At 59.6% G+C, this 9,511-nt stretch carries 8 protein-coding genes; 5 read left to right on the forward strand and 3 right to left on the reverse strand.

All coding sequences use genetic code 11. From position 1 onward, the window contains the following. Positions 1-128 precede the first annotated feature (128 nt). On the reverse strand, positions 129-377 hold the full coding sequence (locus ACTHUY_RS01265; RefSeq protein ID WP_126703859.1) for a WhiB family transcriptional regulator: 249 nt from the start codon (positions 375-377) through the stop codon (positions 129-131). 151 nt (positions 378-528) lie between these two features. On the opposite strand from ACTHUY_RS01265, the gene ACTHUY_RS01270 reads away from it, so the two are divergent. After that, positions 529-924, forward strand: coding sequence for a hypothetical protein (locus tag ACTHUY_RS01270; protein ID WP_126703858.1), 396 nt, complete (start codon positions 529-531; stop codon positions 922-924). Between the two features lie 238 nt (positions 925-1,162). Here the strand turns inward: ACTHUY_RS01270 and ACTHUY_RS01275 are convergent, their stop codons facing one another. Next, the gene (locus ACTHUY_RS01275) at positions 1,163-1,858 is read right to left on the reverse strand and encodes an SOS response-associated peptidase (RefSeq protein WP_441677329.1); all 696 of its coding nucleotides are present in this window, start codon (positions 1,856-1,858) and stop codon (positions 1,163-1,165) included. Positions 1,859-1,980: 122 nt separating this feature from the next. Between ACTHUY_RS01275 and ligA the strand changes: the two genes are divergently transcribed. Next, positions 1,981-4,365: an NAD-dependent DNA ligase LigA gene (ligA, locus tag ACTHUY_RS01280; protein ID WP_441677331.1), complete on the forward strand. Its 2,385-nt coding sequence runs from the start codon at positions 1,981-1,983 to the stop codon at positions 4,363-4,365. Positions 4,366-4,542: 177 nt separating this feature from the next. Here ligA and ACTHUY_RS01285 read toward each other — a convergent pair whose 3' ends face one another. Then, a complete protein-coding gene (locus ACTHUY_RS01285; protein ID WP_441677332.1) occupies positions 4,543-5,802 on the reverse strand; it encodes a phospholipase D-like domain-containing protein in 1,260 nt (419 codons plus the stop codon). A 271-nt stretch (positions 5,803-6,073) separates the two neighbouring features. Here ACTHUY_RS01285 and gatC point away from each other — a divergent pair, with 271 nt between their 5' ends. Genes gatC through gatB form a run of 3 tightly spaced genes read left to right on the forward strand, consistent with a single transcriptional unit; the run spans position 6,074 to position 9,359 of the window. Continuing rightward, positions 6,074-6,373 carry an Asp-tRNA(Asn)/Glu-tRNA(Gln) amidotransferase subunit GatC gene (gatC, locus tag ACTHUY_RS01290; RefSeq protein ID WP_126703855.1) on the forward strand — a complete coding sequence of 100 codons (300 nt, stop codon included), beginning with the start codon at positions 6,074-6,076 and terminating at the stop codon, positions 6,371-6,373. After that, complete coding sequence (gene gatA / locus ACTHUY_RS01295) at positions 6,370-7,869, forward strand: Asp-tRNA(Asn)/Glu-tRNA(Gln) amidotransferase subunit GatA (protein WP_441655746.1); 1,500 nt, start codon at positions 6,370-6,372, stop codon at positions 7,867-7,869. Before gatC ends, gatA begins: the two co-directional genes overlap by 4 nt. Then, entirely contained in the window at positions 7,869-9,359 is a 1,491-nt protein-coding gene (gene gatB / locus ACTHUY_RS01300) for an Asp-tRNA(Asn)/Glu-tRNA(Gln) amidotransferase subunit GatB (RefSeq protein ID WP_441677334.1), read from the forward strand. The genes gatA and gatB overlap by 1 nt, the downstream gene beginning before the upstream one ends. Positions 9,360-9,511: the final 152 nt, after the last annotated feature.

Consider the following 9,511-nt stretch of genomic DNA (forward strand, 5'->3'; position numbering starts at 1 on the left):
GGGGCGGGTGCTCATTTTTGTTAGGTGTTTTTAACCCTGCTTGGGGGGGGGGGGTGTGTGCTGTTTAAAAAACAAAAACAGACGGGGCGACCAGCTTACCGGGCCCCCACTTCCTCGAAAGCTTTGTGTTAGGAAGCGCGGCGAGCGCGGGCGTTGCGACGCTTGAGGGAGCGACGCTCCTCTTCGGACATGCCACCCCAGACACCAGCATCCTGGCCGGTTTCAAGAGCCCACTTCAGGCAGGTGTCGCGCACCTCGCACCGGTTGCAGACGGCCTTGGCCTGCTCAACCTGAGCGAGAGCTGGACCCGAGTTGCCAATCGGGAAGAAGAGCTCGGGGTCCTCGGTGAGGCAAGCCGCGCGGTGGCGCCAATCCATAGATAATCGTCTCCTTAAAGATCCGGCGTCTGTAAACACCGGATGAACATCTAGTTCATTACCTTGTCATGGGGATCGCGAACGGTAAAGAGTTTTTTGACGTTCAACACCGGTGCATTCAGTCACAGCGTCGTGACGGTACTATTGGCACATGCTCAATGGAAAGTCGATGCGTACGGAGACAATTGCGGCAATTGGGGTGGGCCTCGAAGCGCTTGTTTTGTGCATCTGGTCGATAACAGTGCTGGTCTCGGGCTTGTCGGGAGAAACCGTCGTCACCGAAGACGGTAGCGAAACGACCCTCGGCATCTTCATGCTGATCGTCGGCCTCATGCTTGGTGGCATCGCTATTGCCGTCTGGAAAGACGTTCGCTGGGCCACCGGCCCCGCCATCACCCTCCAGGTTCTACTCATCGGCGGCGCCGTAATCTCAACCGACTTCCTCAACATTGCCGCCCTGGGTGCGATCATTCTCTTCGCGGTTCTCGTTGGCATCGCCCTCATAGCCGTCCGCCGCAGACAGTTTGCCGACGGTGATGGCTTCTAAGCGCACGTTGAACAAAGGGCTTTCTAAGCGCACGTTGAACTAAGCGCTTTGCGCAGGTTCGGCACCGTGGGCCGACATGTCGGGCTCGGTGCCAGACGCTGTCGAGAGAATCAATTTTATTGCACGGGCCCAGGCACATGGTGGCTATATCCATGCGCCCGGGCTCGTTTTATTCGAGTGCCTTGACGGGTGCCTTCACCGGTCACGTTATTGTCATGGGCGGAGGTCGTGTTCTGCACTAGCCGATAACGTCCTCGGCTGGGATCTCGACGATGTTCTCGGGGCTGTTCACACCGACCTTGCCGACGTCCTTGCGGACGGGAATGGCGTTGAGATCGGGGTTCGGGTGGGAAATGATCTCGAGGGCCGCGTCGGGGTTTTCCTCCTGAGGATCGAGCCAGTCTGAAAAGTCCTCCTGGTCAAGGATGACCGGGACGCGTTCATGAATATCGGCCAGTTGTTCGGCGGCCTTCGTGATGATTGTTGTTGACAACAGCCAGGCGTCGCCGTCCTTCCACCACGAGTAGAGGCCAGCGAAGGCAAGGGGCTGACCGTCGGTACGCGAGATGTAGTAGGGCTGCTTTGCGCTCCCCACCTTCTTCCACTCGTAATAGCCATCGGCCGGAACAATGCAACGACGTTTCTTCAGCGATGGTGCGAACGACTTCTTCTCCGCAACCGTCTCGCTTCGCGCATTAATCATCTTCGCGGAGAACGACTTATCTTTCGCCCACGGCGGGAGCAGACCCCAGTGTGCCAGGTGAGCTTCCCGTGATAGTCCGTCGTCGTACCGTTCAACAATGATCGGCACACCGGTTGTTGGGGCAACATTCCAGTTCTGCGGGCGTGCCGCCACGTTCTCGGTGATGACATCGAGGTCAAATAGGCCGGGCTGCTCATCAAGACGAGTAAAGGTTGCATAGCGTCCGCACATGTGAAACAGCCTAGTGGAGTAGCGAATACGACAACAGTGCGACCGCGTCCACACGTCCCTTGGCCGGTTCGTTCGCCAATTCTTGCCCCGCGCCCGGCAGGTGGCCGCGCTAAGCTATCTGCGTGACCACGAAAGACTTCTCCGAAGCCGCTGAGCGCTGGAACGAACTGGCTGACATCCTCCGGCCCGCACAGACCGCCTACTACAAAGACCAGATGGGCGAATCGCCGCTGTCGGATGCCGAATACGACAAGCTCATTCGGGAAATGAGGGGGATTGAGGAACTCTATCCTCAGCTCAACACCCAGGATTCACCCACCCGCGTTGTCGGTGCGGTTATTGAGGAAGGAGATCGCGGAGAAGAAGGCGCCGATTCCCCGGCAACATTCTCACCTGTCGTACATCGGGAACGCATGTACTCGCTCGAGGACGCGTTCGACCGGGACGAAGTGAAAGCCTGGTTCCAGCGAGTCTCTCGGGAGGAAGGAATGGCGACCTCCGATGTTGAGGTTGTCTGCGAAGCCAAGATCGACGGACTCGCTGTGAATCTCCGGTACGAGAACGGCCGGCTCGTTCAGGCCGCTACTCGCGGGGATGGCACAACCGGTGAGGATGTTACCGCGAACGTCGCCACGATCTCCGTCGTTCCCCAGGAACTGACCGGTGAGGGATATCCGGACCTTATTGAAATCCGCGGGGAAATCTTCATTCCGCTCGAAGACTTTACGGTGTTCAATCGGAGGCTGGAAGAAGAAGGCCTGCGAACATTCGCAAATCCGCGCAATGCTGCGGCGGGTTCCCTCCGCCAAAAGGATCCGGCGGTCTCCGCGTCGCGCCCACTGTCTTTCATCGCCCACGGCATCGGTGCTGTGGAAGGCTCCACCACTCCGGTCGAGAACCAGCTTGAAGTGTACGAGCGGATGGCAGGGTGGGGTATCCCGGTATCTCCCTACACGCGGGCGGTCACGGGCCTCGATGCTGCCCTTGGTTTTATTGACGATCTGGGAACCAGACGCGGTGATCTCATCCACGGCATGGACGGTGCCGTTATCAAGGTTGCCAGCCGTGCCATGCAGCGCGAACTCGGCTACACGTCCCGCGTGCCCCGATGGGCGCTTGCCTACAAGTACCCGCCCGAAGAGGTGCACACGAAGCTTCTTGAAATCGGTGTTCAGGTGGGCCGCACCGGCCGCGCTACTCCGTACGCCATCATGGAGCCGGTCCTGGTCGACGGCTCGACCGTCTCCCAGGCAACCCTCCACAATCCTTCCGAGGTTGCCCGCAAGGGCGTCCTGGTCGGTGACACCGTTGTCCTTCGCAAGGCGGGTGACATCATCCCCGAGGTTGTCGGCCCCGTTTATCAGCTCCGCACTGGAGACGAAAAAGAATGGGTTATGCCGGCCGAGTGCCCGGCCTGCGGCTCGGTGCTGGCGCCAAGCAAGGAAGGGGAGGCCGACTGGCGTTGCCCGAACGCAAAGTCGTGCCCTGCCCAGCTCACCGAGAGACTTGCTCATGTTGGCTCCCGCGGTGCCCTTGATATCGAGGCGCTCGGTGACGAAACAGCTCTTATGCTGACCAATCCCGATGCTCGCAGGGAAGCCGCAATTGCCTCCCTGATTGCCGGCCACAACCTGACAATTGATGGCAGAAAAGTTTCGCTTTCCTCCAGAGTTGCGAAGGACGCGATTGCCGAGTTCGGTGAACCTACCCCCGGGCAAATCCATCCGGGAATACTCGAAGCGTTGGGGATCCCGAAAGAGCAGAACCCGGTACTTGAAAACGAAGCGGGCCTGTTCGACCTGACGGCGGAGGACCTGAAGAACGTCTTCGTGTGGAGTGAGCACCGCGTCAAGGGAGAATTCCTTGGGGACTACCGCTACGCACGTGCCGCCTGGACAAAGCCGACCGTTGATAGGGAAGGCAACGTCAAGAAGAAATCGGTTCCTTCGAAGACAACCGAGACTCTCATGCGGGAAATTGACACGGCAAAGTCGAAGGACCTATGGCGCAAGATTGTCGCCCTGTCCATTCGGCACGTGGGCCCGACGGCGGCGCGGACCCTTGCTTCACGCTTCGGTTCCCTCGATGCGATAGCCGAAGCAAGCTCGGAAGAACTTGCAACTGTCGATGGCGTTGGCCAGACAATCGCCGAATCAATTCGCGACTGGTTCGAGGTCGACTGGCACCGCGAGATCGTCGAGTCGTGGCGAGCCGCTGGTGTGGTGTGGGAAGACGAGGCCGCTGAAGAGTTGCCCCAAACACTTGCGGGTCTCACGATCGTGGCCACCGGATCCCTGGAGAATTACACGCGGGATTCCGTGAAGGAAGCAATTATTGCCCGCGGTGGTAAGGCCTCCTCATCGGTCTCCAAAAACACCAGCTATGTCGTAGTTGGTGAGAGCGCTGGATCGAAAGCCACCAAGGCGGAAGAACTTGGACTGCGGATTCTCGATGAGGATGAGTTCACGGCACTGCTTGCCGGCGGGCCGGAGGCCGTAGCCGAGTAGGTGAAGAACCGGCTGGATGGAATTTCTCTTCGATCCGGTCGCCGACCTGCCGCGAGAATCGGCAGAATGCCTCGACCCTCTTGCCCCGGTTGGGGAGGAGGGTCGAGACGTTCAGATTTGAGAACTGAATGGTCCGAGAACCACAGGGAAGACGGAGTTCTCAGCTGTTGAAGCTGGCTAAAGGATGATGCCGAGCGGACGGAGGATACGCTCGAGGACTCGGGCGAGGAACGGACGGCTTTGCCATTCCTTGGTCGTGAGTTCCCGGGTATTTGTTAGGTCGAGTTTGAAGATCTTTTCCATAAGGCTCGCGTGGGAATCGGAATATAGCTCCACGTTGATCTCGTAGTTCCCGCGCATCGACAGTGCATCGATGTTAGCCGTACCAACCGTTGACCACTTGCCGTCCACGGTCATTGTCTTGGAGTGAACCATGGCTCCCTGGAAGAGAAAGATACGAACCCCAGCATCGAGCAGTGCCGCATAGGAGGGACGTCCCACCCAGTCAGCAACAATGTGGTTTGAATACTCCGGGAGTAGAACGCGGACATCGACGCCTCGCTCTGCGGCAGCGATCAGGGCTTCCTGAAGGTCACGGTCAGGGATGAAGTAACCCATCGTGATCCACGCGTGGGACGCTGCGCGGTCGAGTGCGTCCAGATAGATCGAACGGATCGGGTAGGAAAGCCTCGAGGGCAGGTTCTGAACTGCTCTCAGTCGGGAGCTCCAGTCCGTTGTTCCCCTGTCGGTCAGGCGCTTCTCCCGCCGAGGACGGTGCGAGTTCCACATGTCGACAAAGGCGTTCTCAAGCTCCCATGACTGCGGGCCCTCGAGCCGGATGTGAGTATCACGCCAGTGATCGGCATAGAGCTGACCGATGTTGTATCCGCCAATATAGGAGATCTTTGAGTCAACGATCAGGAGCTTGCGGTGATCCAGCCCGGAGTGGCGGATCAGGCCGAGGAACCGACCCGGGTGCAGGAACGGGAAGCGGAGCACGTGAAGGTGGTCTATTTTCGGGAAGTAGCGGAAGCGGGGATCCTGATTGAGGTTCCCGAACACGTCAACAATGACGTATGTTGAAACACCTCGCTTGGCGGCGTTGATGATGGCTTCACGGAACCGCTTGCCAATGTCGTCGGCCTTCCAGATATAGGTCTCGAAGTAGACGGACTCCGTCGCATTATTAATGTCTTCGAGCATCGCGTCATACAGGTCGTGCCCGAACGTATAGGTTGTCACATCGGTGTTTGTAACCGCGGAGGTCTTCGGTTTGAAATGAGGAAACTCGCCCGTGGGAGGTTCACGGCGTTTCCTGCGCTCATCGATTGCCGTAACAATGCCGACAGCTGTTATTTGAAGCCCCACTGTGACGGCCAGTGCCGTCTTCGCGCCAGACCACAGGCGCTCGGCCGACGGCATCGAGAATCTCTTCATGTCAAGCATTGTACGGAAAGCCGACGGCGCAGTCCCTACAAGCGGGCCGTAGACCGAAAAAGAGGGCGATACTGAATCCCCGAAGCGTTCTGCGCGGAATCCCGCCGGAAAGTTAGACGGGTCCGGTCAGGTTACGGAATCGCGCATCCGGTTAAAGAAGCGTGAAGATGGTCGCGGGAAACTGCGCGGTGGGAAAGTGGTCGGTCGTGTTGCTCGCCTCGTTCTCGGACGTTGGATCACGATGGAGTGCTGTGGGCATTAGACTGACCCCATGTCCTCTTTTTCTACTGACGAGGTCGCCCGCATGGCGTCGCTCGCACGCATAGCCCTGTCCAAGGAGGAGATCGAGCGTTTCGCTGGCGAACTGGCCGCTGTGGCCGATGCCGTTGCGCGGGTCTCCGAAGTTGCAACCCCCGAAGTTCCCGCCACCTCGCACCCGATTCCGCTGACGAACGTCATGCGTGAGGACGAGGTTGTCGAAACCCTCGACCGCGAGGAATTCCTCGCGCAGGCCCCGGCAAGCGAAGACGGACGGTTCCTCGTCCCGCAGATCCTGGGGGAGGAAGCATGAGTGAACTGCTGACAAAGACGGCTCTTCAACTTGCCGACATGATGGCGGCTGGAGAAATCACCTCTGTTGAATTGACCAGGGCCAGCCTGGACCGGATCAAGGCGCACAACCCGACGATTATTGCGTTCCTGCACGTCGACGAAGAAGGTGCTCTCGCAACGGCCCGCGAGGTCGACGAAAAGCGCGCGGCGGGGGAGAAGCTGGGACGCCTTGCCGGCATTCCCATCGCCATCAAGGACAACCTCGTTATCCGCGGCATGCCAACCACGTGCGGTTCAAAGATGCTGGAAGGCTGGCTGCCTCCCTACGACGCCACCGTGATTACGAAGATCAAGAACGCCGGCATGCCGATCGTCGGCAAGACGAACATGGATGAATTCGCGATGGGTTCGTCCACCGAGTTCTCCGCCTACGGCTCCACGAAGAACCCGTGGGACACGGAGAGGATCCCAGGTGGCTCCGGTGGCGGTAGCGCCGCGGCCGTCTCCGCGTTCATGGTTCCCCTCGCCCTCGGTTCGGACACCGGTGGCTCGATTCGTCAGCCCGGTTCCGTCACCGGAACGGTTGGCGTGAAGCCCACCTACGGGGCCGTCTCCCGCTACGGTCTCATCGCCATGGCTTCATCGCTGGATCAGGTTGGGCCCGTTGCTCGCACGGTTGCCGATGCTGCCGCACTGCAGGAGGTTATCTCGGGGCACGACGAACTTGACTCGACGTCACTCGATGTCGAGGTTCCCGCCTTTGAAGACATTGTTGCCCAGGTGGGCGCGGACAGGGTCAAGGGCCTGAAGATCGGCATCGTCGAGCAGCTTTCGGCAGATGGCTTCGAGCCCGGAGTTAAGGCGGAATTTGAAGCGACTGTTAAGCGGCTTGAGGATGCCGGCGCGGAGGTCGTTAACGTCTCCCTGCCCTCGTTCGAGTACGCGCTGTCTGCCTACTACTTGATCATGCCGGCGGAGGTCTCCTCCAACATGGCACGCTTCGATGGCATGAGGTTCGGGCTTCGGGCGGATCCCGAGACCGGTCCGGTCACCGCCGAGCGCGTCATGGCAGAAAGCCGTGGCCAGGGATTTGGTGCTGAGGTCAAGCGCCGCATTATTCTCGGCACACACGTGCTGTCGTCCGGTAACTACGACGCCTACTACGGTGCGGCCCAGAAGGTTCGCACCCTTGTCCAGCGGGATCTCGATGAAGCATTCTCGAAGGTCGACGTTCTCGTGACCCCGACCGCGCCGACCACGGCGTTCAAGTTCGGCGAGAAGATCGATGACCCGATGGCGATGTACCTTAACGACCTGGCAACAATCCCCGCGAACCTTGCGGGTACACCCGGTCTGTCTGTTCCGTGCGGGCTTTCCGAAGGAATGCCTGTTGGCTTCCAGATCCTGGCCCCGGCCTACCGGGATGATCTGATGTACGAAGTTGCCGCTGCCGTTGAAGCCAGCGCCGGTGAGATTGCGGGCTCGTGCCCCGCGAAGGAGTGGGAGAACAACTGATGACTGAACTTCTTGAATTCTCCGAGGTCGTCGAGCGCTTCGACCCGGTCCTCGGCATTGAGGTCCACGTGGAGCTCGGCACGAAAACCAAGATGTTTGATGGTGCGCCGAACGCATTCGGCGACGAACCGAACACCCTCGTGACCCCCACGTCGCTGGGCATGCCGGGATCGCTCCCGGTCGTCAACCGCACGGCCGTTGAATACGCGATCAAAATAGGGCTCGCTCTCAATTGCTCCATTGCGGAGATGTGTCGCTTCGCCCGGAAGAACTACTTCTACCCGGACCTGACGAAGAACTATCAGACCTCCCAGTCCGATGAGCCTATCGCCTTCGACGGCTGGGTCGACGTCGAGCTCGAAGACGGAACCGTCGTTCGCGTCGACATCGAGCGCGCGCACATGGAAGAAGACGCTGGCAAGAACAGCCACGTCGGCGGATCCGGTCGCATCCAGGGAGCCGAGTACTCCCTCGTCGACTACAACCGTGCTGGCGTTCCCTTGGTCGAGATCGTCACCCGCCCCATCCCCAACACCGGGGGACGCGCCCCCGAGGTTGCGGCCGCATACGTTCGCACGTTGCGCGATATCTTCCGTGCGCTCGAGGTGTCTGAAGCAAGGATGGAGAGGGGTAACGTCCGTGCCGACATCAACCTCTCGCTTCGCGATACTCCCGAGTCGCCTCTCGGCACCCGTACCGAAACGAAGAACGTCAACTCCTTCACCGCTATCGAGCAGGCCGTGACGTACGAGATGAGGAGGCAGGGCAAGGTCCTGTCCGACGGCGGCACTATCACTCAGGAAACCCGTCACTTCCACGACGAGGATGGCTCCACGTCCTCCGGTCGTGAGAAGTCGGATGCTGACGACTACCGTTACTTCCCAGAGCCGGACCTTGTTCCCGTCGCCCCCTCGAGGGAATGGGTAGAAGATATCCGCCAGTCCCTTCCAGAACTGCCGAACGCCAAGCGCCGCCGTCTTCAGGCGGAATGGGAGATCTCGAATCTCGAGCTACGCGACCTCGTTAATGCTCAGGCGCTCGACATTGTGGAAGCCACCGTCAAGGCAGGTGCTACGCCGGCAGCCGCCCGCAAGTGGTGGACCGGTGTCATTGCCCGCTACTGCAACGAGCAGGGAATCGAACTCGACCAGGCACCCGTCGCGCCAGCAGATGTTGCCGAGCTCGACGGACTCGTTCAGTCCGGCAAGCTCAACGACAAGCTCGCCCGCCAGGCGCTTGACGGCACCCTGGCAGGAGAGGGAACACCCACCGAAGTTGTTGCCACGCGTGGACTCGAAATCGTTTCCGACGATTCTGCCCTAGAAAAAGCAGTTGACGATGCGATGGCAGCAAACCCGGATGTTGTTGAAAAGATTCGCGGCGGCAAGGTCCAGGCAGCCGGCGCTCTCGTCGGTGCAGTCATGAAGACGACGCGCGGCCAGGCCGATGCTGGCAAGGTCCGTGAGATCATCATGTCGCGCTTCGAGTAATCAAAAGCGATGTCAAGAACGGGGTCCCATCGGGGCCCCGTTCTTCACGTCCCGGAGTAAACAGGGCCTTAATAATGAGTGACCCAGATCAGTAACTAGGGTCACCCGAAAATAATTTGACGGTGGGTTGGTTGGGGGCCTAGATTTATGAG

This window comes from Flaviflexus sp. (genome assembly GCF_052087705.1).
Classification (GTDB): domain Bacteria; phylum Actinomycetota; class Actinomycetes; order Actinomycetales; family Actinomycetaceae; genus Flaviflexus; species Flaviflexus ciconiae.

What these genes read in the sequence shown, in the direction of transcription:
- ACTHUY_RS01285 (WP_441677332.1), bottom strand. Translation starts at nt 5,802, where the DNA reads ATGAAGAGATTCTCGATGCCGTCGGCCGAGCGCCTGTGGTCTGGCGCG.
- gatC (WP_126703855.1), top strand. Translation starts at nt 6,074, where the DNA reads ATGTCCTCTTTTTCTACTGACGAGGTCGCCCGCATGGCGTCGCTCGCA.
- gatB (WP_441677334.1), top strand. Translation starts at nt 7,869, where the DNA reads ATGACTGAACTTCTTGAATTCTCCGAGGTCGTCGAGCGCTTCGACCCG.
- ACTHUY_RS01265 (WP_126703859.1), bottom strand. Translation starts at nt 377, where the DNA reads ATGGATTGGCGCCACCGCGCGGCTTGCCTCACCGAGGACCCCGAGCTC.
- gatA (WP_441655746.1), top strand. Translation starts at nt 6,370, where the DNA reads ATGAGTGAACTGCTGACAAAGACGGCTCTTCAACTTGCCGACATGATG.
- ACTHUY_RS01270 (WP_126703858.1), top strand. Translation starts at nt 529, where the DNA reads ATGCTCAATGGAAAGTCGATGCGTACGGAGACAATTGCGGCAATTGGG.
- ACTHUY_RS01275 (WP_441677329.1), bottom strand. Translation starts at nt 1,858, where the DNA reads ATGTGCGGACGCTATGCAACCTTTACTCGTCTTGATGAGCAGCCCGGC.